The organism is Kribbella sp. NPDC051137, assembly GCF_040682535.1.
In the GTDB taxonomy this organism is placed as follows: Bacteria; Actinomycetota; Actinomycetes; order Propionibacteriales; family Kribbellaceae; genus Kribbella; species Kribbella karoonensis.
On the sequence record NZ_JBFBBI010000001.1, the window covers coordinates 1473538 to 1496060 of the forward strand.

Below are 22523 nucleotides of genomic sequence, written 5' to 3' on the forward strand. Positions count from 1 at the left end.
ACACCCACCCACCTCCGGCGGGGCGGGCAGGGGGGTGCGTAGGGTTGCGGGTGTGGCGGATGTCGTGGTGGTCGGGCTGGGGGCGTTCGGGTCGGCCGCGTTGTGGCGGTTGGCGGTGCGCGGAGTGGACGTGGTCGGGATCGAGCGGCAGGGGATCGGGCATTCGTTCGGGTCGTCGCACGGGACCACGCGGTTGTTCCGGGTGGCGTGCATGGAGCATCCGGGGCTGACGGCGATCGCGCGGAAGTCGCTGGGGCTGTGGACGGAACTGGGGGAGCGGACCGGGGAGACCTATGTCCGGCAGACCGGTTCGCTCAACGTGGGTACGCCGGACAGCCGTCCGGTGACCGGCGCCCGGAAGGCTGCCGGTGCGGCCACGACGGACCTCACGCATGACGAACTCGCCGAGCGCTTCCCGCAGTACGCGCTGGCGGCCGAGGACGTCGCCGTGTGGGATCCGGACGCCGGCATCTGTTACGCGGAGCCGACCGTGCGGGCGCACGTCGCGGAGGCCGAGCGGCTGGGCGCGACGGTGTATCCGCACACGATGGTGACGGGGATCGACGTACGCCCGGACGGCGTGACGGTGCGGACGCCGACCACGAGCATCACCGCGGAGCAGGTCGTGATCTGTACCGGGGCGTGGCTGAGCAAGCTGGTGCCGGGCGTGTCGCTGTCACCGCGCCGTACGCCGCTGTTCTGGTTCCAGCCCAGGGACCCGGCGTCGGAGGCGTTCCGGCTACGGAACTTCCCGGCGTTCATCTGGGAGTTCGCGGACGGCCGGGGGCTCTGGGGGCACGGGTCGGACGAGGACTTCCTGGTGAAGGTCGGCCTCGACGGTGCGGAGCGGGAGCGGGACGTCGACCCGGACGAGCTGGACCGCTACATCCACCCGCGCAAGGACATCGCCGAACTGTCCGCGGCGATCGCCGACCAGTTCCCGGGCCTTGATCCCGAGCCGGTGAAGCTGATGCCGTGCATGGTCACGGACTCGCTCGACGGCCAGTTCCTGGCGGGCCGGTACGGCGACCGCGTGGTGATCGCGGGCGGCGACAGCGGACACGGGTTCAAGCACTGCGCCGGGATCGGCGAACTGCTCGCCCAGGAAACGACGAAGGAGACGCCCTACACGGACGTCTCCTTCCTCGATCCACACAGGTTCTAGGCGGTCCGGACCAGCTCGGGGCGGGCGATGACCGGGCGGGGGGCCGGCTCCAGCGTCAGCAGGTCGAGGCCGGCGACGCCGTACCGGAGCATGACCAGCCGGGCGACCTCGGCGCTGACGCCGAGCGGACGCGACACCGCGACCGCGCCGGCCCGGCGTGAGGTGGACTCGGCACGGTCCGGCAGGACGCCCGGCGCCAAGAACAGCGAGCCGACCGCGACGTGCCGCCGGCCCTCGAGCCGCCACTGCAGAACGGCCTCGGCGGGCGACGGCGACGCCGCGCACACGAACGCGGCGGTGACCGGCAGCTTGTGCCGCTGACCCCAGAGACGGGCGAGGCGGGTGACGCTCGCGTTCGCGTGCGAGTCGCTCGAACCGGCGCACGCGAGCACCAGCGCGTCCAGCTCGCGGACGCGGCCGCCCTTCAGCTCGGCGCGCATCCGCCGGTCGAGCACGTCGAGCAGCGTGTCGTCGTACCCGAGGACGTCGGAGGCGATCACCCGGAGGTTCGGGAACCGGCTGCGTGCCTCGTCGATGACCGCCGGTACGTCGATCCGGGCGTGGTACGCGGCCGACAGCAGCAGCGGCAGGACGACGACCTCCTCGACGCCTTCGGCGGCGAGCTTCCCGAGTACCTGGTACGGCGTCGGCGGGCAGTGGTCGAGGAAGGAGGCTTCGATCCGCAGGTCGTCACGCATCTCGCGCAGGCACTTGACGAGGGCGTGGACGGTGGCGGCCGAGCGCGGGTCGCGGCTGCCGTGGGCGAGGATCACGAGCGCTGGAGCAGTCACAGCAGTTCCCCTTCTTCGTCGTCGATCATGCCGGCTGCCAGCGTCCACCCGTCGTGGGCGTCGATCAGCAGGAACGATCCGGTGATGGTGTTGCGGGAGTACGGGTCGGCGGCCAGCGGTGCGGCGATCTTGAGCTGCACCTTGCCGATGTCGTTCAGGGCCAGCTCGGCGGCGTCGATGACGCCGAGGGTGTCGAGGTCCAGCGCGCCGGTGATCTTGGTGACGATCGCCTGCGCGGTGGTCGTGGTGTGCTTGATCAGCACCCGGGCCCCGACGGTGAGCGGCCGGTCGGACAACCAGCTCACGGTGGCGGCCAGCTCCCGGCGGGTGCCGGGAGAGGCGTCGGCGGCGACGATCACCGAGCCGCGGGCGACGTCGATGTCGTCGGCGAGCCGGACCGTGACCGCCTCGCCGGCGACCGCGGACGGCCGCTCGGCCACCGCGGTACCGGTCGCGGTGATCACCGGGCGGTCGATGCCGGCGATCGAGGTACGGCGTCCCGCGGGCAGCACGATCACCGGGTCGCCGACCGAAACCGTGCCGGAGGCAACGGTCCCGGTGTAGCCGCGGTAGTCGCGGTACTCGTCGTCGGTCTGCGGACGGATCACGTACTGCACCGGGAACCGCAGCGGCTGCTGCGACGTGTCGGTGCGGCCGTTCGCGTTCTCCAGCAGCTCGAGCAGCGTCGGGCCGTCGTACCACTCGGTGCGCCCGGACCGGTCGACGACGTTGTCGCCGACCAGTGCGGACACCGGGATGGCCTGGACGTCGGCGATGTCGAGCTGGTCGGCGACCTCGTTGACCTCCTTGGCGATCTTGGTGAACACGACCTCGTCGTAGCCGACCAGGTCGATCTTGTTGACCGCGAGTACGACGTGCGGGACCCGGAGCAGGCCGGCCACCGCGAGGTGCCGGCGGGTCTGCTCGAGAACGCCATGCCGGGCGTCGACCAGGATGATCACCACGTCCGCGGTCGAGGCGCCGGTCACGGTGTTCCGGGTGTACTGCACGTGCCCGGGGCAGTCGGCCAGGATGAACGAGCGCTTGTCGGTGGCGAAGTACCGGTAGGCGACGTCGATCGTGATGCCCTGCTCTCGCTCGGCCCGCAGGCCGTCGGTGAGCAGTGCGAAGTCGAAGTCGCCGCCGCGGGCCTCGGAGACGGTCTTCACGTGCGCGATCTGGTCGGCGAGGATCGCCTTGCAGTCGTGCAGCAGCCGGCCGACCAGCGTGGACTTACCGTCGTCGACCGACCCCGCGGTCGCCAGGCGGAGGAGCGTGCTCATCAGAAGTACCCCTCTCGCTTACGGTCTTCCATCGCGGCCTCGCTGGCCCGGTCGTCGGCGCGGGTGGCGCCGCGCTCGGTGATCTCGCTGGCCGCGACCTCGACGACCACGTCCGCGGCGGTCGTCGCGTCACTGGCCACCGCCCCGGTGCAGGACATGTCGCCGACCGTGCGGTACCTCACCAGGCGCTGCGCGACGGTCTCGCCGTCACGAGGCCGCGAATAGGGGCCGACGGCAAGCAACATGCCGTCGCGCTCGAACACGTCCCGCTCGTGGGCGTAGTAGATCGACGGCAGCGGGATCTGCTCGCGCTCGATGTAGTGCCAGATGTCGAGCTCGGTCCAGTTCGACAGCGGGAACACGCGCACGTGCTCACCCGGCCGGTGCTTGCCGTTGTACAGCGACCACAGTTCGGGGCGCTGGTTCCGCGGGTCCCACTGCCCGAACTCGTCGCGCAGGCTGAAGATCCGCTCCTTCGCCCGGGCCCGCTCCTCGTCCCGCCGGCCGCCGCCGAACACGGCGTCGAAGCGGTGCGAGTTGATGGCGTCGAGCAACGGAATCGTCTGCAGCTGGTTCCGGGTCCCGTCGGTGCGCTCACGCAGCCGGCCGTCGGCGATGTAGTCCTCGACACTGGCCACCTCGAGCCGCAGTCCGAGCTCCTTCACGACCGCATCCCGATACGCCAGCACCTCGGGGAAGTTGTGGCCGGTGTCGACGTGCAGCAGCGTGAACGGCACACCTGCCGGCGCGAACGCCTTCCGGGCCAGGTGCAGCATCACGATCGAGTCCTTGCCGCCGGAGAACAGGATCACCGGCCGCTCGAACTCCGCCGCCACCTCGCGGAACACGAAGATCGACTCGCTCTCCAGAGCGTCCAACTCGGTAACAGTTGTGCTCATGTGTGCAACCCGCATTCCACCTTGCCGGTGCCCGCCCAGCGGCCGCTGCGCGGGTCCTCGCCCGGCGCGACGCGCTGCGTGCACGGCTCGCAGCCGATCGACGGGTAGCCGTCGTACTGCAGCAGGTTCACCAGTACGCCGTTGTCGGCGATGTACTCGTCGAGATCGGCCTGCGTCCACGGCGCGATCGGGTTCAGCTTCACCATGTCGCGCTTCTCGTCGTACTCGACGACCGGCGTGTTCGCGCGGGTCGGCGCCTCCTCGCGGCGGATGCCGGTGACCCACGCCTTGTAGCCGGACAGGTACCGGTTCAGCGGCTCGACCTTGCGGAGCGCGCAGCACGTGTTCGGGTCGCGGTCGTGCAGCTTCTCGCCGTACTCCGCGTCCTGCTCGGCGACGGTCTGCTTCGGCAGCGCGTTGATCAGGTTGATCGGCAGCGTCGCGGCCACCGCGTCCCGGGTCCCGATCGTCTCCGCGAAGTGGTAGCCGGTGTCGAGGAACAGTACGTCGACACCCGGCGCCGCCTGCGCCGCCAGATGGGGGAGCGCGCCGTCGGCCATCGAGGCAGTCACGACGAGCTCGTCACCGAACGTCTCGCGCGCCCAGCTCAGCACCTCGACGGGCGACGCGTCGGCCAGCCGTTCGTTCGCCTCCTCGGCGAGCGTCTTCAGATCCGTGCTCATTCCACACTCACCCGCAGTCCGGTCATCTTCAGCTGGAACACCCGTGCACAGGCCCGGCACTCCCACGCGCCGTGGCCGTCCTCGGAGGGCCTGAGGTCCTCGTCCCCGCAGTACGGGCAGTAATGAGGCGCTGCGCGTTCGCTCACTGCAACGCCTCCTCGTCTGCCCGGGTGACCCACTGGGCGAACCGCTCGCCCTCGTTGCGCTCCTTCAGATACGTCTGCGTGACCCGCTCCACGTAGTCGGTGAGGTCGTCGGCCGTCACCTTGTGACCGCGGAGCTTCCGGCCGAAGCCGGCGTCCAGGCCGAGGCCGCCGCCGAGGTGTACCTGGTACCCGGGCACCTGGTTGCCGTCGGCATCCATCACCAGCTGGCCCTTGAGGCCGATGTCCGCGGTCTGGATCCGGGCGCAGGAGTTCGGGCAGCCGTTCAGGTTCACGGTGATCGGTACGTCGAGCTCCGGGATCCGCTCCTCGAGCTCCTCGATCAGCCGGGCCGCCTTCGCCTTGGTCTCGACGATCGCGAGCTTGCAGAACTCGATCCCCGTGCACGCCATCGTGTTCCGCCGCCAGGCCGAGGGGTTCGCCTGGTACCCGAGCGCGTCCAGCTCGGCGACCAGCGAGTCGACCTGCGACTCCTCGACGTCCAGCACCAGCAGCTTCTGCTGCGGCGTGGTCCGGATCCGGTTCGACCCGTGCCGGGCGACGACGTCCGCGACCTGGGCGAGCGACGTACCGGAGACCCGGCCGACGACCGGGGCGACGCCGACGAAGTACTTGCCGTCGTTCTGCTGGTGGACACCGACGTGGTCGCCCTGGACAGCGGGCACCTCGGGCGCCGGGCCGTCGATCAGCTTCCGGTTGAGGTACTTCGTCTCCAGCACCTCACGGAACTTCTCGACGCCCCAGTCCGCGACCAGGAACTTCAGCCGGGCCCGGTTCCGCAACCGGCGGTAGCCGTAGTCGCGGAAGATGCTGGTCACGCCCCACCACGCCTCGGCGACCTCCTCGCGCGGGATCCAGGTGCCGAGCCGTTGCGCGAGCATCGGGTTCGTGGACAGGCCGCCGCCGACCCACAGGTCGAAGCCCGGGCCGTGCTCCGGGTGCACGACACCGACGAACGCGATGTCGTTCACCTCGGGTACGACGTCGTGCGACGGGTGCCCGGTCAGCGCGGTCTTGAACTTGCGCGGCAGGTTCGAGAACTCGTCGGACCCGATGTACTTCGCGACGATCTCGTCGATCGCCGGCGTCGGGTCGATGATCTCGTCCGCCGCGATCCCGGCCACCGGGCTGGCGATCACGACGCGCGGTACGTCGCCGCATGCCTCGGTCGTGTACAGCCCGACGGCCTCGAGCGCCTGCCAGATCGCCGGCACGTCCTCGATCGCGATCCAGTGCAGCTGGATGTTCTGCCGGTCGGTGATGTCGGCCGTGTTCCGCGCGTACTTGGCCGAGACCTCGGCGATCACCCTGAGCTGCTCGGTGGTCAGCTGCCCGCCCTCGACCCGGACCCGCATCATGAAGTAGCGGTCGTCCAGCTCCTCCGGCTCGAGCGTCGCGGTCTTGCCGCCGTCGATCCCGGGCTTGCGCTGCGTGTACAGCCCCCACCAGCGGAACCGGCCGCGCAGGTCGGCCGGGTCGATCGAGTCGAAGCCGCGGTGCGCGTAGATGTTCTCGATCCGGGCCCGGACGTTCAGGCCGTCGTCGTTCTTCTTGTTCTCTTCGTTCTTGTTCAGCGGCTCGCGGTATCCGAGTGCCCACTGGCCTTCGCCCTTGCCCTTGCGCGGGCGGGCGGGCTTGCGAGCAGGAGTGGTGACGCCGGCAGTCATCGGGGCGTGTCCTTGTCCTCGTGACAGGTGTTCACCAGCGGCGGGGAGATCGAAGCGTCGTCGGTTCGATGTGTTCCGCGCGGTGCGCACCCAGCGGTGATCGGGGAATGATCAGGGGGCTGTCAGAACATCGAAGGACAACAGATGGCGCTGCGCATCCGCCCGAGGTCGACATGAATGCGACCTACGAGGTGGGTGGAAAGGGCAGCGAGCATGTCCACAAGCGTCAGCGCCAGCGCCTGACAAATCAACTCCCATTCCTACATCCTGAGACCCGATCTCACGATGTGGCTATGTCTAGCGGCCTGGTGGAGTTTACTCGCGGCGTCTTCACTGATCTGCAAGAACTCTTGTGCAAGATATCTTGTGGAAGCTACGGTGGCGTCCATGACACCTCCGAACCGGCGGTCCGTGACCCCGTCCGTGCTGGCCGCGATGCACCATCCGCTGCGCCGCCGGCTGCTCGACCTGCTGCACGTCGACGGCCCCGCGACCGCCTCCCGGCTGGCCGGGGCGACCGGAGAACTTGTCGGCAACGTCAGCCATCACCTGAAGGTTCTCGCGTCCGCGGGCGTGATCGTCGAAGCGCCTGAACTCGCGAAGACCCGGCGCGAACGCTGGTGGAAGCTCGGCGACGCCTCGGAGTACTCGTGGTCGATCGCCGACGCCCAGGGCGACCCGGCGGGGGAGCTGGTCGCGGCCTCGGCGGAGGACGTGAACCTGGCCCACCACGTCGGCAAGGTGCGGCAGTGGTTCGACATCCGGCACGAGTTCGACGAGCCCTGGGTGCGGGCGGCGTACGCGACCGAGAGATGGCTCACATTGACGCCGTCGCAGCTCGAGGAGCTGAGCGAACGGATCGAGGACCTGGTCCGCGAGTACCGCGACCACCCGGCCGAGGGGGAGGACGCGCACCGCGTGTTCTTCTTCGCGCACGCCGTACCCGCCCGGCCATGAGCGCCCCGGTCTTCCCGCCGCTCCGGAGAGACCGTCGGGTGCACGGCTGGATCCTGTCGGCCGGGATCTCCTGGGCCGGTGACGTGGCGTGGTACGTCGGGCTCGCCTGGAGTGCGGCCCAGGTCACGACGCCCGCAGGAGCCGGGCTGGTGATGGGGATCGGCGCGCTGCCGAAGGCGCTGATCCTGCTGTACGGCGGCGCGCTCGCGGACCGGCTCGACGGCCGGCGGACGATGATCCTCGCGAACCTGGCGCGGATCGTCGTGCTCGTCGCCGCCTCGGCGGCGGTCCTCGTGTGGGGGTTGTCGCTCGGGTTGCTGGTCGCGGTGGCGGTCGTGTTCGGGGCGGTCGACGCGCTGTACACGCCCGCGTCCGGGACTCTGCCGCGGCGGATGGTGAGGTCCGAGGACCTCGTGAAGCTGTCGGCCGGTACGCAGCTGGCGACGCGGTTGGCGACGTTCGCGGGTGCGCCGCTGGGCGGGTTGCTGGTCGCGCACGGTGGTCTCGTCACAGTGATGCTTGTCGACGCGGCGTCGTTCGTGGTGATCGCGCTGGCGCTCGCGTTCGTGGTGAAGCCGCGGTTGCCGCAGCCCGCTTCCTCGGGCAGGTCTGTGCGGGCCGATCTTCGAGACGGGTTCGCGTACCTGAAGCGCGACGTCCGGGCGCGGACGCTGGTGATCGCGTTCTCCGGACTGAACCTGTGCGTGGGGCCGGTTCTCGCGGTCGGACTCGTGCAGCGCACGCACCAGGCGGGCTGGGGCCCAGCCTGGTACGGGTGGTTCGAGGCCTGTTCCGGGATCGCGGCCGCGGCCGGTGCGCTGGTGGCGATCCGGTGGAAGCCGGCGGACCTGGCGCGGTCGGGGCTGCTGGCGCTGGTGGTGCAGGCGGCCGGGTGCGCGATGATCGGGGTGGTGCCGCGACTGGCCGTGTTCGTCGCGATGGCGATGATCGGCTGTACGGCGGGAATCGCGTCGGCGCAGCTGTCGGCGGCGTTCCAGCAGTCGGTCGATCCGTCGTACCTCGGGCGCAGCTTCAGCATCGTGAACCTGTCCGACGAGGCGCTGATGCCGCTCGCGATGACCGGGTTCGGAGCACTGATCAGCCTGTCGAGTATCTCGGTCGCGTGCGGCGTGGTCGGCGTACTGTTCGCTCTCCTGATGCTGTGGGCCGCGACCCGGGTGCACGTAGACTCGGCGGGTGCCCGGCTGGGAGAGCGTACGTGAGTTCACGCTCAGCAATGTCGAACGGCCGGCGACCCGCAGCCGCAACCGGATCGAATGGGGACCGAACGCCATCCGGGTGCCGTCGGGCTCCAAGGACGAACGGGTGCTCACGGCCTGCGCGTACGTCGGCCCCGACCGGACGCTGTACGTCGACGCCGAACTGACGCAGCTGCTCTGCGGGGTCGTGCGTCTGTCCGACCACGGCTGGTCGGTTGTCGATGCGAACGGCACCGAGATCGGCACCATCACCCGCCTCCCGTCCAGCCGCCCACTCGTCCGCCCGAACTGGCGCATCACCCAGCCGGGCCGGCCTGAGCTGTTGGGCCGCACGGAATGGCTGACCGGCTCACCGGCCCGCCTCGCCGCGAAGGCAGCCGGCCGTCTGCTCGTCGGCGTACTCGATGGCCTCACCGGGATCGGCGACGAGGGCGGCGACCAGCCGGTGAAGGCCCGCACCCTGGAGTGGCGCGCCGGCGACGAAGTCGCCATGTACTCCGAGGGCACGAACGTCGTCACCGTGACAGCCGACTGGCTGGACCGGCGCCTTGCCTTCACCTATTGCCTGATCGCCAAATGACCAGCCGACGCGGGGTGTTGCGTGGTCGGGGAGGTCTGATGGGGCGACGTACCGCCCTCGAGACAGCGCAGTTGGTGCGGTCGGGTGCGGCGACGGCGATCGAGATGGTCGAGGAGGCGCTGGAGGCGGCTCGGCGACTGGATCCGGTGTTGCACTTCTTGGCGGAGCTGGACGCGGACGGAGCGCGGCGGGCGGCGCAGCGAGTGGATCCAGCGGGGGCGTTGGCGGGAGTGCCGTTCCTGGTGAAGGCGCGGACGCCGCCGGAGTCGCCGATCCTGAGCCGGCTGACCGCGGCGGGCGCCGTCCCGATCGGCTGGTCGACGCGGGCCCGGCCGGGCGCGGTGTCGTTGACCTTCGGATGGAACGGGCAGGAGTACACGCGCAATCCGTGGGACCTCACGCGGTCACCTGGCGGTTCGACCGCCGGCGGGGCGGCCGCGGTGGCGGCAGGCGTCGTACCACTGGCGACCGGCGGCGACAGCGGCGGCTCGTTGCGCATCCCGGCCTCCTTCTGCGGGATCGTCGGCTTCAAGGGCACGTACGGACGGATCCCGCGCCCTGGTGGCAGGGGCCTAGGTGAGCTCACCACGGCGGGCGTGATCGGCGCCGACCTCGACGACGTCATCCTCGCCACGAGCCTCGCCAGCGGCCCCCACCGCCTCGACCCCACAGCCCTACCGCGCTGGCCTGTACCCATCTTTGAGAACCCACCAACCACGCTCGGCGCGGATTCGTGGTTGGTGGGTTCACAAAGACGCGAGTGGCGAGTGGCGTATCGGTCGACGCTTGGGGCGTGTGCTGCTGACGCCGGAGTTGATCGGGTGATTCGTGAGCGGCTGGAGGAGTGCGGCGTGGATGTGGTCGACGTACCGCTGGAGCTCGCGCCGACCGACATCGCGTGGCCTGTGTTGTCGGCGCTCGACAACGGGCGAGGCGTGACGGCAGAGGAGGTGCAGCGCGCCCGGCGAGTGCGGGATCACAACAACACCGCCATGGCGGACGTCTTCACGAAGGTCGACGCACTCATCACCCCGACAACCCTGACCGTTGCCCACGGCTACGACCAGCACGAACAGTCCATCATCACCGGCGACCCCTGCTGGACCTTCAACGTCACCGGCCACCCCGCCGTCAGCGTCCCCGCCGGCCTCTCGACCGGTCTCCCCGTAGGCGCCCAGGTAGTCACCCCACACCACGCGGACGCCACCGCCCTGTCACTCGCCCGCCTGATCCAAGCACCCCTACCCCAACCCCCGATCACCTGACCGGAAACCGCCTCCGGTACTCATCCAACGACTCCAGCCCCACCCGACGCCGCCGCACGTCGACCTGCTCGGGACTGTCCAACGGCCGAGGTTCCCACGAGCCGTCAGCAGCCAGCCTGAACTGAGTCCCGTACAGCTGCGGCTTACCCTCAGCCACCAACACCCGGTCGGTGAGGTACGCCTCGTGGGCGGCGTCGGCGTCGCCGGCTTGGACAGACTCGCTCAACAGCTCGAGGCAGGCGCGCTGGAACGGCAGGTCGCGATCGGCGTGCTGGACCAGCAGCCAAGCCGCTTGGGCACCATCGGCACCAACGAGGCTGTGACCGGGCCAGCCGTGTGATGCGACGATTGTCTTCATCCGCGTGGTGTTCTCGGCGTCCACCGCCTGAAGGCGATCCAGGGATTGCCTCTCAGACGCCGTCAGTTCCATCTCGGGTACGCCGTCCAGCAGGCGTGGATGTTCGTCCAACTGCCGGCGGGCGTCCTGGTCTGCGGAGGCCATTCGCAGGAGTTCGTCGCGGAGGGTGGGGGTCATGGGTGGCGGTCCGCGCGCCAGTTCTTGATCATTTGGTCCATGTCGGCGTGGATGAACGCGAAGAAGTCGGCGGCCTCGGTGAGGCGGTTGGCGACGGGGGAGCCGGCGGGGAAGAGGGCGGCGCCGGAGCGGCTGGTGGATTCCCACTCGCTGAGGGCGAGGTTGCGGCGCTCCAGGATCGCGGCGAAGACGTCCTCGCGGATCCGGTAGTGGTCCTTGCGGGAGCCGGGCAGCCGCTCGCGGGAGATGAACGAGACCTGGAGCAGCTGCCGGACCGCGCCGGACACGGCCGGCTGGCTGATCTTCAGGGACTCGGCGAGCTCCGCCGCGGTCAGCGTCCCGTCGGGGCTGACCAGCATCGCGCCCATCACCCGAGCCGACATCGTCGGTACGCCGCTGTTCGCCAGCACGCCCGCGAACCGCTCGACGAACTGGCTGACTGCCTCCCGGCTCGGTTCCTCCGCCATGGTTGAAGCTTACAGTAATTGGATTTATCGCAACTATCACAAACTTCTGATAATTTGAATTGCATGACCTCAGCAGCCACCACCGCCGCGCCGGCGCTGACCGGCGCCCGCCGCTTCGGTGTCCTCGTCGCGTTGTGTCTGGCCGTGCTCGTGCTCGGCCTCGACACCACCGTGCTCAACGTCGCGTTGCCGACCCTCGCCAAGGACCTCGACGCGTCCACCGGCCAGCTCCAATGGATGGCGAACAGCTACAACCTGGTGCTCGCCGCGCTGCTGCTGCCGGCCGGTCTGCTCGGCGACCGGTACGGGCGGCGCAAGCTCATCGCGATCGCCCTCACGCTCTTCGGGCTGGCGTCGCTCGCCTGCGCGCTCTCCGGCTCGGCCGGTCAGCTGATCGCGGCCCGCGCGTTCCTCGGGATCGGCGCCGCGATGATCGTCCCGGTCGCGCTCTCGCTGATCACCGTGCTGTTCCGCACCGAGCAGGAGCGGAAGAAGGCGATCGGCTTCTTCGTCGTTGCCAACAGCATCGGTATGCCGCTCGGCCCGATCGTCGGTGGGCTGCTGCTCGACCACGCCGGCTGGCAGTGGATCTTCGTGATCAACGTCCCGATCGCGTTCCTGGCCGCACTCGCGGTGACGCTGCTCGTCCCGGAGAGCCGGAGCGCGAACCGCCCGGCGATCGACTGGCTCGGCATCGTGCTGTCCAGCGCCGGACTCGCGACCCTGGTGTACGGCGTGACGAAGGCGGGCGAGACGTCCTGGTCCGACGCGGCCACGATCGTGTCCCTCGGGCTGGCCGTCGTCCTGATCGCCGGGTTCCTGATCTGGCAGCGGCGGAACCGGGAGCCGCTGATCGAGCTGCGGCTGTTCCGCGAGCGGGTGTTCACCGGCGGCGCCGTACTGCTGACGGTGTCGGTGTTCGCGATCTTCGGGCTGCTGTTCACGATGCCGCAGTACTTCCAGGGCATCAACGGCTCGGACGCGTTGCACACCGGGCTGAAGCTGTTGCCGTTCATCGGCGGGATGACCGTCGGGGCGAAGCTGGCCGAGCCGGTGGAGTCGCGGATCGGTACCCGGCTGGTCGTGATGGCCGGGTTCGTGGTGATGGCGGCCGGGTTCGTGCTCGGCGCGTTCACCGACCTCGGCACCGGGTACGGCTACACCGCGAGCTGGTTCGTGGTGGTCGGTTTCGGGCTCGGGTGTTCGATGCCGCAGGCAATGAACGCGGCGCTCGGCGTCCTCGACCCGGAGCGGGCCGGGACCGGATCCGGATTGCTGCAGGCGTTCCGTCAGGTCGGCGGGACGGTCGGCGTCGCCGTCCTCGGGACCGTGCTGAACTCGGTCTACCGGCACAACGTGGACACGACCGGTCTGCCGGCGCAGGTCGCGGACGCGGCGCAGCGGAGTCTCGCGGGCGGTCTCTCGGTGGCGGCGAAGACCGGCTCCGCGGGGCTGGCGAGCAGCGTGCGGGAGGCGTTCCTGACCAGCCTCAACACCACGATGTGGGTCTCCGGCGGCATCGCGGTCGCCGGCGCGATCCTCGCCGCCGTACTGATGCCGAAAAGAGCTGCCCGCCCCCAGCAAGCTGAGGACGGGCAGCCGGTGGTCGGCTAGGGATCAGCTGAGCTCGAGGCCCGGGTAGAGCGGGAACTTGTCCAGCATCTCGGCCGAGGCGGCCTTGGTCTTGTCGGCGACGCCGTCGGCGAGGACGTACTTCGCCTTCGACGGGGCGCCCGCGGACGTGGTGGTCGGGGTGGTCGACGACAGTACGTCGACGATCAGCTCGGCCACCCGGTCGAACTCGTCGGCCCCGAACCCGCGCGTGGTGAGCGCCGGCGTACCGATCCGGACGCCGGACGTGTACCAGGCCCCGTTCGGGTCCCGCGGTACGGCGTTCCGGTTCGTCACGATGCCCGCGTCGAGCAGCGCCGACTCGGCCTGCCGGCCGGTGATGCCGTACGACGAGACGTCCAGCAGCACGAGGTGGTTCTCCGTGCCGTCCGTGACGAGCTTGACGCCGCGCTTCATCAGTCCCTCGGCGAGCGTGACCGCGTTGTCCGCGACGTTCTGCGCGTACTCCCGGAACGAGGGCTGCCGCGCTTCGGCCAGCGCGACCGCCTTCGCGGCCATCGTCTGGCTGAGCGGGCCGCCGAGCACCATCGGGCAGCCGCGGTCGACGGACTCGGCGTACTCCGGCTGGCAGAGCACCATGCCGCCGCGCGGGCCGCGCAGCGACTTGTGCGTGGTCGTCGTGGTGACGTGCGCGTGCGGGACCGGGTCGAAGTCGCCGGTGAACACCTTGCCCGCGACCAGGCCGGCGAAGTGCGCCATGTCGACCATCAGCGTGGCACCGACCTCGTCGGCGATCTCGCGCATCTTGGCGAAGTTCACCTTGCGCGGGTACGCCGAGTAGCCGGCGATCAGGATCAGCGGCTTGAACTCGCGCGCCTTGCGGGCGACCTCGTCGTAGTCCAGCAGCCCCGTCTCCGGGTTCGTGCCGTACGAGTGCTGGTTGAACATCTTGCCGGAGATGTTCGGCCGGAAACCGTGCGTCAGGTGACCGCCGGCGTCCAGCGACATGCCGAGCATCTTCTGGTCGCCGAGCGCCTTGCGGAGCTTGGTCCAGTCCTCCTCGGACAGGTCGTTGACGTGCTTCGCACCGGCCTCGGCGAGCGCCGGGGACTCGATCCGCTGCGCCAGGATCGCCCAGAACGCGACCAGGTTCGCGTCGATGCCGGAGTGCGGCTGGACGTACGCGTGCGGGGCGTCGAAGAGTGCCTGCGCGTGGTCGGCGGCGGTCTGCTCGACGGTGTCGACGTTCTGGCAGCCGGCGTAGAAGCGGTGCCCGACGGTGCCCTCGGCGTACTTGTCCGACAGCCAGTTGCCCATCGTGAGCAGCGTGGCGGGGGAGGCGTAGTTCTCGCTGGCGATCAGCTTCAGCGAGGACCGCTGGTCGGCCAGCTCGGCCTTGATCGCGCCGGCGATCGTCGGTTCGACCGCGGCGATCACCTGCAGCGCGTTGTTGTACGCGGCCGACGCGGCGGCGGCATCGAAGGGTTGAGTCATCGTTGTCTCTCCTGCGGTTTGCAGTGGGTCGAAGGCACCCAGGCGCACGGTGCCGACGGGTTTCGCTCCCCGGTGGTTCTCCACCTTCAGCGCGCCAGTCGCGACGTCGCTCACCCTATCGTGCGCTCGAGGATCCGCTCGAAGGGAGTCGTCCTCGGAAGCGTCCCGAACACCCCGCCCCAATCGCCGGCCAGCCGGGACGCCACGAACGCATCCGCGACCTCCGGCGTCGAGTTCCTGATCAGCAACGAAGCTTGCAGGCACAGGGCCATCTGCGCGGCCAGCCGGCGCGCCCCTGCCTCTGCGTTCTCCGCGTCAGCAAGCGCTTGCAGTACGTCGTTCACGGCCGCGTCCAGCCGCTGGTCCGCGCCCTGCACCGCGGCCAGCTCCGTCAGCCAGGCGTCGAGCGACTCCGGACGGCGCAGCGCTCGCAGTACGTCGAGCGCGTTCACGTTGCCGGACCCTTCCCAGATCGAGTTCAACGGCGACTCCCGGTACAACAGCGGCAGCCCGGACTCCTCGACGTACCCGTTCCCGCCAAGACATTCCAGCGCCTCGGCCACCATGAACGGCGTCCGCTTGCACACCCAGAACTTCGCCAACGGCAACCCGATCCGCCGGAACGCCCCTTCAGCCTCGCTGCCCCCGTCGACGGCGGCGGCGAGGCGCATGGCGAGGGCTGTTGCCGCTTCGCTCTCGATCGCCAGGTCGGCGAGCACGTTCCGCATCGCGGGCTTGTCCGACAGCAGCCCACCGAAGGCGGATCGGTGGCGCGTGTGCCAGACGGCCTCGACGAGAGCGCGCCGCTGGAGCGCGGCCGACCCGAGCACGCAGTCGAGACGGGTCGCCGCGACCATCTCGATGATCGTGCGTACGCCGGCCCCCTCGTCGCCGAGCCGGTACCCGATCGTCCCGTGGAACTCGACCTCCGACGACGCGTTCGACCGGTTCCCGAGCTTGTCCTTCAGCCGCTGCAACGCGAACGGGTTCCGATTGCCGTCGGCAAGTACCCGGGGTACGACGAAGCAGCTCAGCCCGTCCGGCGCCTGCGCCAGTACCAGGAAAACGTCCACCTGCGGCGCCGAGCAGAACCACTTGTGCCCGTCCAGCTGGTACACGTCCCCGGCCGGCGTCGCCGTCGTCAGGTTCGCCCGTACGTCGGACCCGCCCTGCTTCTCGGTCATCCCCATCCCGGCCAGTACGCCGCCCTTCGCCGCGGCCGGCAGCCGGCGTACGTCGTACTCCGTGGACGCCAGGCGCGGCACCCACTCCGCCGCCAGCCGCTCGTCCGCGCGCAGCGCCGGGACCGCGGCGTACGACATCGAGATCGGGCACCCGTGCCCGGGCTCCACCTGCGACCAGAGGTAGAACCCGGCCGCCCGTCGCAGGTGCGGCGCGGGGCTGTCGCTCGTCCACGGCGCGGCCTGCAGCCCGAACCCGACGGCCTGCTCCATCAGCCAGTGCCACGACGGGTGGAACTCGACCTCGTCGATCCGGTTCCCGTACCGGTCGTGGGTCCGTAGGACGGGCGGGTTCTGGTTGGCCGGGAGGGCGTGCGCGCGGGCCTCCTCGGAGCCGGCCAGCTCGCCGATCCGGGTCAGGCCGGGATCCGCGGTGAGGTCGCCGGTGAGCCCGGCGTACGGACGCAGAGCGTCACCGAGGGCCGCGTCCCGCGTGAAGAAGTTCACGCCCCGCAGTGGGGGAGCCTGGTTCGTTACCGCGAATGGGTCCGCCATGTCAGTACGGTAAGCGGTATGGCACGTTCTGGGGCAGGACCCACTGGTGGGAGCTCCCTCTCATTGGCATGGGTTCGCAAGGTCCCCGCGACGACCTGGAGGCTGCTCACCCAGACGATCGGGGTGTGTCTGCGCTACCGGGTCACCGGACTCGCGGCGGAGGGGGCGTTCTACGCCATCCTCTCGCTGCCGCCGCTGATCTTCGGGCTGGCCGGCTCGCTCGGTTACATCGCGAGCAAGTGGTTCGAGGTCGAGACGATCAACGACATCAAGCAGCAGATCGTCGACCTGGCCGCCCAGGCGCTCACCGACGACTCGATCCGGAACGTCATCTCGCCGACGCTGGACCAGGTGCTGAACGGCGGCCGGCCGGACGTGATCTCGATCGGATTCGTGCTCGCGCTGTGGTCCGGCAGCCGCGCGCTGAACGTGTTCGTGGACACGATCACGATCATGTACGGGATGGGCGGCAAGCGCGGCATCGTCAAGACCCGCGCACTGTCCTTCAGCCTGTACTGCGCCGCGCTGGTCATCGGCGTGATCGTGCTGCCTCTGGTGCTGGCCGGCCCGGACGCGGTCGACGCCCTGCTGCCGCACCGCCTCGACTTCCTGAACCAGCTGTACTGGCCGGTGGTCACGATCCTGTCCGCGGGCTTCCTGAACACCCTGTACCACCTGTCGGTCCCGATCCGGACGCCGTGGGTCTCGGACCTGCCCGGCTCGTTCCTGGCGCTGTCGATCTGGATCCTCGGCAGCTTCGTGCTCCGCTGGATCCTGCAGAGCACGGTCGGCGGTACGTCGATCTACGGCCCGCTGGCGGCACCGATCGCGGTACTGATGTGGCTCTACATGACCGCGATCGCGGTACTGATCGGCGCCGCGCTGAACGCGGTGGTGGACCGGCTGTGGCCGCACAAGGCGCACGTCACCGAGGTCAAGAAGGAAGAGCCCGAGCCGGCCGAGGACAAGGACGACGTCGAGCCGGTGATGAAGGCCGAGCCGGAGCAGCACCACGACCACCCGCACACGCACCCGCTGACGCCGGTCGAGTCCGACGAACGCCCGGAGGCGGAGGCGGCGCGGAAGCTGGAGGAGCTCGCGGAGCACCCGCGGAACGTCGCTCCGGCGGTGCAGAAGAGTCTGAAGAAGGCCGCGCGGAAGACCGTGGCGAAGAAGGATCCCGACGAGCCGGCCCGGGTCGGAAAACCGGGTGCGCAGGGGGACACCGACGACCTACGCTGACGGCATCGCGACAGACGGTCCTGGCGGACCGCAAAGGACCCGAAGGGAGGCAATCCGCCATGAGCTTCGAACAGGCCGTACGGCCCGTTGTCTCCCGCATCGTCCGTCCGCGGAGCTGAATCCCGCGGCCGGACCCTTCGAAAGGTTCGCCGCATGTCAGCCACACTCCAGGCCCTGGGACTCGACAGCTCCACGGCCGATTGTCTGCAAACCGTTCCCGCGGACCTGGTCCCGGGACGCGTCGCCCGGGTCGACAAGGGCCTGGCGACGGTCTTCACCGAGGGCGGGCCGGTCCGGGCCAGCTGGTCCGGGGCGCTGCTCGCCGAGATGGCCTCCGACGCCCAGGCCGGCCCGTGCACGGGTGACTGGGTGGTACTGCGATCCTGGCCGGACGACCGGATCACGGTCGAGTCGGTGCTGCCCCGCCGGTCGGCGATCGTCCGGGCCGAGGTCGGCGGCTCGTCCCGCGGCCAGGTGCTCGCGTCGAACGTCGACGTGATCGCGATCGTCGTCGGCCTGGTCCCCGAGCCGAACATCGTCCGGATCGAGCGCTTCATGGCGCTGGCGTGGGAGAGCGGCGCGCGGCCGGTCGTCGTACTGACCAAGTCGGACCTCGTCAACGACGCCGACCTGCTGGCCGAGGACGTGGCTGCTGCCGCGCCCGGGGCCGACGTACTCGTGTGTAGTGCGAGCACGGGCGCCGGGATGGACGCCGTACGCGAGCTACTGGCCGGCGACGCGACCCTGGCGCTGCTGGGATCCAGTGGTGCCGGTAAGTCGTCGCTGGTGAACGCGCTGGCCGGTGTAGAGCTGCTGGACGTGCAGGACATCCGGGAGGACGGCAAGGGACGGCACACGTCGGTACGGCGTGAGCTGATCGTGCTGCCGGGTGGGGGCGTCGTCATCGATACGCCCGGGCTGCGGGGGATCGGTCTGCAGGAGAGCGGGGAGGGCCTGGCTGCCGCGTTCCCGGACATCACTGAGCTGGCGGAGCAGTGCAAGTTCAAGGACTGCTCACACGAGTCCGAGCCGGGCTGCGCGGTACGGGCGGGTCTCGAGGACGGGACGTTGCCGTACCGGCGCTACGAGAGCTGGGTGAAGCTGCAGCGCGAAGCGGCGTACATGGCTCGGCGGGCGGACGTGCGGCTGCGGAACGAGGCGAAAAGGCAGAGGGTCCGGGCGGCGAAGTCGTACCGCAAGGACTGGACGCCGCGTCCCTGATGGCAGGATCGGTCGCATGAACCGATCAGTGCTGGTGACAGGGGCTTCGCGGGGGATCGGTGCGGCGACGGCGCGGGCCTTCGCCGCCGCGGGGGACCGGGTGGCGGTGCATTACAGCTCGTCCGGGGAGGCGGCCTCCCGACTCGTCAAGGAGTTGCCCGGGTCGGGTCATCTCACCGTCCAGGCGGACCTGGCGGATCCGGACGCGATCGAGCGGATGGTGTCGGACGCCGCGACCGCGCTGGGCAGCATCGACGTACTCGTGAACAACGCCGGCGTGTACCACCCGCACCGGATCCGGGAGACGACGTACGCCGAGTGGCAGCGCGCGTGGGCGGACACGCTCGCGGTGAATCTCGTTGGTCCGTCCAACGTCACGTGGTGCGCAGTGCGGCACATGACCCGCGGCGGCCGGATCGTGAACGTGTCGTCCCGCGGTGCGTTCCGGGGCGAGCCGAACCAGCCGGCGTACGGCGCCTCGAAAGCGGCGATCGTCTCCTTCACCCAATCCCTGGCCCGCGCCCTGGGGCCCGAAGGAATCGCCGTCACCGCCATCGCCCCCGGCTGGACCGTCACCGACATGGCCGCGGTCAACCTGGCCGGCGAAGGCTACGACCGGCGCCGCCTGGAAAGCCCCCTGGAACGTGTAGCAGACCCGTCCGAGGTGGCCGCCGCCATCTGCTACCTGGCCTCGGCCGAAGCAGAGTTCGCCACCGGCACGGTCCTCGACTTCAACGGCGGCTCATACCTCCGCATGTAATCCACTCGCCGAGCTTTGCGGCACTGGCTAAGGTCTGCCTCGTGCATCGCATCATCACTCCGCCGACCGCCGCTTAGCGGACGGCTTCCCCCACGCGCCCAGGTCCTGTGACCTGGGCTTCTTCGGGCTGTTCGCAGACGCCCCATCCTTCGTTGCGAACACCATCCCGGAGTGTCCGATGCACCATCGGCGTGCCCTTGTCCTAGTAATCCTCGCCGCCCTCGCCTGGGGTACCGGCGGCCCCACCGGCGTCTTGCTGTCGACGTACGCCGGTCTGTCGCCGCTGGCCACGTCCTTTTGGCGCCTGGCCGCCGCAGCCGTCTGGCTGTTGCCTGCCGTACGTCGCCGACCTGTCCAGCGACGTGCCGCACTGAGCGGCGTCGGCCTGGCCATCTGCCAACTCGGCTACTTCACCGCAATCCCACGTGTAGGTGTAGGAATCGCCACCGTGGTCGCTCTGGGCGCTGCGCCGGTGATCATCACCATCGCCGCCCGCGAACGCCTCACCGCAGCTACCTTCACCGCCATAGCCGGCCTGGTCCTTCTCACAGCCACGACCGGCACCGCCAGCCTCACCGGCATAGCAGCCGCCGTGGCCTCGGCCGTCGGCTACTCAATCACCACGCTCCTGAACCGAAACGGCCAAGACCCGCTGGCCACAGCCCTCGTAGGTTTCATCACCGGAGCGCTGGTGCTGGCACCGTTCGCAGAACTCCCCACAACGTGGACAGGCTGGCTCTTGATCGCGTACTTCGGCCTGGTCCCCACCGCTCTTGCCTACACGCTGTTCTACGCCGGCCTACGAACCCTCAAGGCTTCAACAGCAGCAGTAATAGCGCTCCTGGAACCCGTAGTAGCAACAGCCATTGGAGTCCTCGCTTTCCACGAGCACCTGACCGCACTGGCCGTCACAGGAGCAGCAGTGCTGCTGCTCGCGGTCGTCGCTCAAGCTCGCAGCCATTGAAAAAGGCGGCGTGGTCAGTCTTTCGCTGACCACGCCGCCTGTTGGTGGACGATACTGGGATCGAACCAGTGACCTCTTCCGTGTCAGGGAAGCGCGCTACCGCTGCGCCAATCGTCCGCGTGCTGTACGAGGTGGAGACGGGATTCGAACCCGTGTACACGGCTTTGCAGGCCGTTGCCTCGCCTCTCGGCCACTCCACCACTGAGAGCCGAACCCTCTCCGAGCGGACGACCGGGTTCGAACCGGCGACCTCAACCTTGGCAAGGTTGCGCTCTACCAACTGAGCTACGTCCGCGCTTCGCTGTGAGCGTTTCCGCTCCCTGCGAGAGCAGAACAGTAGCGCACTTTTCGCGTCCGCAAAAACCGGATTCCAGGGGGTTCCGAGCCGCCTCGGCGCGCGCACGATCCACCCCGGTCCTGTCCACTCGCCACGCCGTCGGATCAGGCCCGCAAGGTCACGAGATCGACGCTTTCGAGGTACTCCGGATCACCCCGGAGGTCGATCGCGGCGACACGCCCGCCGGCAACCGTGAAAGAGAACACAATCAGCGGCTCGCCGCGCTGCATCCACACCAGCCCGGGCATCCCGTCGACGAGCACCAGCTTGGCTGCCCGAGCCCGCCCGGTGAAGGCCTGCGCGACCTCGGCGGCTCCGGACAACGGCGCCATCGTTGACCCGTACGACGCGGCGCTAGCGTCCCCGCGCACCACGACCTCCGGGTCGAGTACCTCGAGCAGGCCGGTGAAGTCGGCCTCCCGCGCCGCGGTCAGGAACGCGGTCACGACTTCCTTCTGGCGCAGCACATCCACGTCGGTCGGTCCCGGCGTACCGCGGACGCGTCGTCGCGCCCGGCTCGCGATCTGCCGCGCCGCGGCCGGCGACTTCTTGATGATCGGCGCGATGTCCTCGAACGGTACGGCGAACAGGTCGTGCAGCACGAATGCCAGCCGCTCGGCCGGCGACAACGTCTCGAGCACCACGAGCAACGCCAGCCCGACCGAGTCCGCCTGGATCGCCTCGAGCTCCGGATCCGGTACGCCGTCGTCCGTCAGCACGGGGGAGTGCTCGCCGACCGGGAGTTCGGGCCGGCCGCGGCGGGTTCGCAACATGTCCAGGCAGATCCGTCCGACGACCGTCGTCAGCCACCCCCCGAGGTTGTCGATCGTCTCGCTGTCGCTGTCGCTGCGGCTGAGCCGGATCCAGGTCTCCTGGACCGCGTCCTCCGCCTCCGGTTCGGAGCCCAGGATCCGGTACGCGACGGCGCGCAGCCGGTCCCGGTTCTCCTCGAACCGCACTGCCAGCCAGTCGTCCCCGGTCATCTCGTCAACCTCTCACCTGTCACACTGTGCGGCCCGGCGCCGTCAACCGATTGACGGAGCCCGAGGACGACATGTGACAGAGGAGTACGCCATGACGGCAGCCCGCCCCGCAGCGGTCCGCAAGCAGGACACCCTGGACCGCCTGGAGAAAGACGTCGACGCCTGGGTGTCGACGGCCTCGCTCGACGGTACGCCGTACCTGATGCCGCTCTCGTTCCTGTGGACCGACGGCACACTGCTGCTGTCGACGACGCGCACCAACCCGACCGCGCGCAACCTGATCGCGAACCCGCAGGTGCAGCTGACGATCGGCGAGGTCCGCGACGTCGTCCACGTGACCGGCACCGTCGAGGTGGTCGAAGCGACCGACGCGGAGGGCGCGGCGTTCGCGGCGAAGGCCGGCTTCGACCCGCGCCCGCTGCCGAACTACCCGTTCTTCCGGGTGACGCCGACCAAGATCCAGGCGTGGCGCGAGGTCGAGGAGCTGAAGGAGCGTGTACTGATGGAGAACGGCCGCTGGCTCTCTTGACTTAGAGCG

At 69.6% G+C, this 22523-nt stretch carries 22 protein-coding genes, 3 tRNA genes and 1 riboswitch; of the genes, 11 read left to right on the forward strand and 14 right to left on the reverse strand.

Annotation, left to right across the window (positions count from 1 at the left end):
- Positions 1-52 precede the first annotated feature (52 nt).
- Positions 53-1165 (forward strand): N-methyl-L-tryptophan oxidase, encoded by a 1113-nt coding sequence (gene solA / locus AB0M51_RS07000; protein WP_363748424.1) that lies wholly within the window; start codon positions 53-55, stop codon positions 1163-1165.
- Here solA and AB0M51_RS07005 read toward each other — a convergent pair.
- The 6 genes from AB0M51_RS07005 to AB0M51_RS07030 are packed head-to-tail and all read right to left on the reverse strand — an operon-like array spanning position 1162 to position 6652.
- Positions 1162-1956, reverse strand: a complete 795-nt coding sequence (locus AB0M51_RS07005; protein ID WP_344196496.1) for a sirohydrochlorin chelatase — start codon at positions 1954-1956, stop codon at positions 1162-1164. The genes solA and AB0M51_RS07005 overlap by 4 nt on opposite strands.
- Entirely contained in the window at positions 1953-3239 is a 1287-nt protein-coding gene (locus AB0M51_RS07010) for a GTP-binding protein (protein ID WP_344196494.1), read from the reverse strand. The genes AB0M51_RS07005 and AB0M51_RS07010 overlap by 4 nt, the downstream gene beginning before the upstream one ends.
- Positions 3239-4138 carry a sulfate adenylyltransferase subunit CysD gene (cysD, locus tag AB0M51_RS07015; protein ID WP_344196493.1) on the reverse strand — a complete coding sequence of 300 codons (900 nt, stop codon included), beginning with the start codon at positions 4136-4138 and terminating at the stop codon, positions 3239-3241. The genes AB0M51_RS07010 and cysD overlap by 1 nt, the downstream gene beginning before the upstream one ends.
- On the reverse strand, positions 4135-4821 hold the full coding sequence (locus AB0M51_RS07020; protein WP_344196491.1) for a phosphoadenylyl-sulfate reductase: 687 nt from the start codon (positions 4819-4821) through the stop codon (positions 4135-4137). Before AB0M51_RS07020 ends, cysD begins: the two co-directional genes overlap by 4 nt.
- The gene (locus AB0M51_RS07025) at positions 4818-4967 is read right to left on the reverse strand and encodes a hypothetical protein (protein ID WP_344196490.1); all 150 of its coding nucleotides are present in this window, start codon (positions 4965-4967) and stop codon (positions 4818-4820) included. Before AB0M51_RS07025 ends, AB0M51_RS07020 begins: the two co-directional genes overlap by 4 nt.
- On the reverse strand, positions 4964-6652 hold the full coding sequence (locus tag AB0M51_RS07030) for a nitrite/sulfite reductase (RefSeq protein ID WP_344196488.1): 1689 nt from the start codon (positions 6650-6652) through the stop codon (positions 4964-4966). The genes AB0M51_RS07025 and AB0M51_RS07030 overlap by 4 nt, the downstream gene beginning before the upstream one ends.
- Positions 6653-7039: 387 nt before the next feature.
- On the opposite strand from AB0M51_RS07030, the gene AB0M51_RS07035 reads away from it, so the two are divergent.
- Genes AB0M51_RS07035 through AB0M51_RS07050 form a run of 4 tightly spaced genes read left to right on the forward strand, consistent with a single transcriptional unit; the run spans position 7040 to position 10674 of the window.
- On the forward strand, positions 7040-7609 hold the full coding sequence (locus AB0M51_RS07035) for a winged helix-turn-helix domain-containing protein (protein WP_344196487.1): 570 nt from the start codon (positions 7040-7042) through the stop codon (positions 7607-7609).
- Positions 7606-8832 (forward strand): MFS transporter, encoded by a 1227-nt coding sequence (locus AB0M51_RS07040; protein WP_344196485.1) that lies wholly within the window; start codon positions 7606-7608, stop codon positions 8830-8832. Before AB0M51_RS07035 ends, AB0M51_RS07040 begins: the two co-directional genes overlap by 4 nt.
- The gene (locus AB0M51_RS07045; protein ID WP_344196483.1) at positions 8807-9409 is read left to right on the forward strand and encodes a hypothetical protein; all 603 of its coding nucleotides are present in this window, start codon (positions 8807-8809) and stop codon (positions 9407-9409) included. Before AB0M51_RS07040 ends, AB0M51_RS07045 begins: the two co-directional genes overlap by 26 nt.
- Positions 9410-9447: 38 nt before the next feature.
- Positions 9448-10674 carry an amidase gene (locus AB0M51_RS07050; protein WP_344196482.1) on the forward strand — a complete coding sequence of 409 codons (1227 nt, stop codon included), beginning with the start codon at positions 9448-9450 and terminating at the stop codon, positions 10672-10674.
- Here AB0M51_RS07050 and AB0M51_RS07055 read toward each other — a convergent pair.
- Positions 10667-11209, reverse strand: a complete 543-nt coding sequence (locus AB0M51_RS07055) for a DUF6624 domain-containing protein (RefSeq protein WP_344196480.1) — start codon at positions 11207-11209, stop codon at positions 10667-10669. The genes AB0M51_RS07050 and AB0M51_RS07055 overlap by 8 nt on opposite strands.
- Positions 11206-11676: a MarR family transcriptional regulator gene (locus AB0M51_RS07060; protein ID WP_344196479.1), complete on the reverse strand. Its 471-nt coding sequence runs from the start codon at positions 11674-11676 to the stop codon at positions 11206-11208. Before AB0M51_RS07060 ends, AB0M51_RS07055 begins: the two co-directional genes overlap by 4 nt.
- A 63-nt stretch (positions 11677-11739) precedes the next feature.
- Here AB0M51_RS07060 and AB0M51_RS07065 point away from each other — a divergent pair, with 63 nt between their 5' ends.
- Positions 11740-13290: a DHA2 family efflux MFS transporter permease subunit gene (locus AB0M51_RS07065; RefSeq protein WP_344196477.1), complete on the forward strand. Its 1551-nt coding sequence runs from the start codon at positions 11740-11742 to the stop codon at positions 13288-13290.
- A gap of 3 nt (positions 13291-13293) precedes the next feature.
- Here AB0M51_RS07065 and AB0M51_RS07070 read toward each other — a convergent pair whose 3' ends face one another.
- Together AB0M51_RS07070 and AB0M51_RS07075 are read right to left on the reverse strand one after the other, a co-directional pair.
- Positions 13294-14742, reverse strand: a complete 1449-nt coding sequence (locus AB0M51_RS07070; protein WP_344196476.1) for a glycine hydroxymethyltransferase — start codon at positions 14740-14742, stop codon at positions 13294-13296.
- Positions 14743-14771: 29 nt separating this feature from the next.
- A riboswitch (ZMP/ZTP riboswitch) is annotated at positions 14772-14854 on the reverse strand.
- Complete coding sequence (locus tag AB0M51_RS07075) at positions 14853-16478, reverse strand: acyl-CoA dehydrogenase family protein (RefSeq protein ID WP_344196474.1); 1626 nt, start codon at positions 16476-16478, stop codon at positions 14853-14855. (Overlaps the previous riboswitch by 2 nt.)
- 63 nt (positions 16479-16541) lie before the next feature.
- Here AB0M51_RS07075 and AB0M51_RS07080 point away from each other — a divergent pair, with 63 nt between their 5' ends.
- From AB0M51_RS07080 to AB0M51_RS07095, 4 genes are all read left to right on the forward strand, one after another.
- Positions 16542-17720: a YihY/virulence factor BrkB family protein gene (locus tag AB0M51_RS07080; protein ID WP_344196472.1), complete on the forward strand. Its 1179-nt coding sequence runs from the start codon at positions 16542-16544 to the stop codon at positions 17718-17720.
- A gap of 153 nt (positions 17721-17873) precedes the next feature.
- A complete protein-coding gene (gene rsgA / locus AB0M51_RS07085; protein ID WP_344196471.1) occupies positions 17874-18941 on the forward strand; it encodes a ribosome small subunit-dependent GTPase A in 1068 nt (355 codons plus the stop codon).
- 16 nt (positions 18942-18957) lie between these two features.
- The gene (locus AB0M51_RS07090) at positions 18958-19701 is read left to right on the forward strand and encodes an SDR family oxidoreductase (RefSeq protein WP_344196469.1); all 744 of its coding nucleotides are present in this window, start codon (positions 18958-18960) and stop codon (positions 19699-19701) included.
- A gap of 472 nt (positions 19702-20173) precedes the next feature.
- Positions 20174-20665, forward strand: a complete 492-nt coding sequence (locus AB0M51_RS07095) for an EamA family transporter (protein ID WP_344196467.1) — start codon at positions 20174-20176, stop codon at positions 20663-20665.
- A gap of 42 nt (positions 20666-20707) precedes the next feature.
- Here AB0M51_RS07095 and AB0M51_RS07100 read toward each other — a convergent pair.
- From AB0M51_RS07100 to AB0M51_RS07115, 4 genes are all read right to left on the reverse strand, one after another.
- A tRNA-Val gene (locus AB0M51_RS07100) sits at positions 20708-20782 on the reverse strand.
- 12 nt (positions 20783-20794) lie between these two features.
- A tRNA-Cys gene (locus tag AB0M51_RS07105) sits at positions 20795-20865 on the reverse strand.
- Between the two features lie 22 nt (positions 20866-20887).
- Positions 20888-20960, reverse strand: a tRNA-Gly gene (locus AB0M51_RS07110).
- Positions 20961-21106: 146 nt separating this feature from the next.
- Positions 21107-21985 carry a sigma-70 family RNA polymerase sigma factor gene (locus AB0M51_RS07115; protein WP_344196465.1) on the reverse strand — a complete coding sequence of 293 codons (879 nt, stop codon included), beginning with the start codon at positions 21983-21985 and terminating at the stop codon, positions 21107-21109.
- Between the two features lie 91 nt (positions 21986-22076).
- On the opposite strand from AB0M51_RS07115, the gene AB0M51_RS07120 reads away from it, so the two are divergent.
- Complete coding sequence (locus AB0M51_RS07120) at positions 22077-22514, forward strand: pyridoxamine 5'-phosphate oxidase family protein (protein WP_344196464.1); 438 nt, start codon at positions 22077-22079, stop codon at positions 22512-22514.
- The last annotated feature ends 9 nt before the right edge of the window (positions 22515-22523 follow it).